The sequence below is a fragment of the Beijerinckia sp. L45 genome, assembly GCF_009765775.1.
In the GTDB taxonomy this organism is placed as follows: Bacteria; Pseudomonadota; Alphaproteobacteria; order Rhizobiales; family Beijerinckiaceae; genus RH-AL1.
Genome location: NZ_LMUU01000236.1, coordinates 1 through 773 on the forward strand (window position 1 = coordinate 1; position 773 = coordinate 773).

A 773-nucleotide genomic window follows, 5' to 3' on the forward strand; every position below is an offset into this window, starting at 1 on the left:
CGAGAAGCTCGCCATTCCCTTCGTGGAGTGGCTCGCAGCGCAACCCGCCCCCGTCGTGAAACCCGGGGAATTCTCGGCTTTCGGTCACACCTTCACCGGCAGCCTCACCCAAGGAGCAATCTGATGAGTTTCCTCGATTCCGTTAAAAGCTTTTTCGTCACGACCGAGACCGAAGTCGTCGCGATCGTCACCGACATCAAGATTGGCGTCGAAGCGGCCGCCAAGGATATCAGCGCTGCCCTGAAATGGGTCGCGAGCAACACGCCGGCGATCGCCGCCGACTTGCAGCAGGTCGAGGCGATGATCGCTGCGATTGCGGCGGTCAATCCGCAGGTCGCGTCGAACGCTACCGTCAATAAGGCCATCCAGGACGCCAACGCCGCTGTGACTGCGCTCAACGCCTTCGCGACGGCATCGAACAGCGGCACCAACGACGCCGCCGCGCTTGTCTCCGGCTACGTCGCCTTCCAGACCGCGACCGCTGCTGCAGCTTCGGCCAAAGCCGCCGTCGCCGGTACCCCGACGTCTGCCGTCGCGTCCTGACCCCGAACATCCGGCGCGCTCCAAGGCCGCTCTGATCACCCGCGCCTGAAGGTCCCTCGCCAGGGCGCGCCGGATACTTTTTCAACGTCCATCACCGAGGCCTGCCATGATCTCGATGCCCACATGGCTGCCGAAGCTTGTCCGCCGCACCCGGAGGGAATATTTCGCCGATTTCTGGATCACGCCTCCGATCACGGCGACGCTGGCAGTTTATTCGGCGGCCCTCGGTT

Annotated in this window: 1 protein-coding gene; it reads left to right on the plus strand. The window is 63.8% G+C overall.

Annotated features, from left to right (window positions below):
- Window positions 1-123: 123 nt before the first annotated feature.
- Window positions 124-543: a hypothetical protein gene (locus GSQ79_RS24495; protein ID WP_158811379.1), complete on the plus strand. Its 420-nt coding sequence runs from the start codon at window positions 124-126 to the stop codon at window positions 541-543.
- Window positions 544-773: the final 230 nt, after the last annotated feature.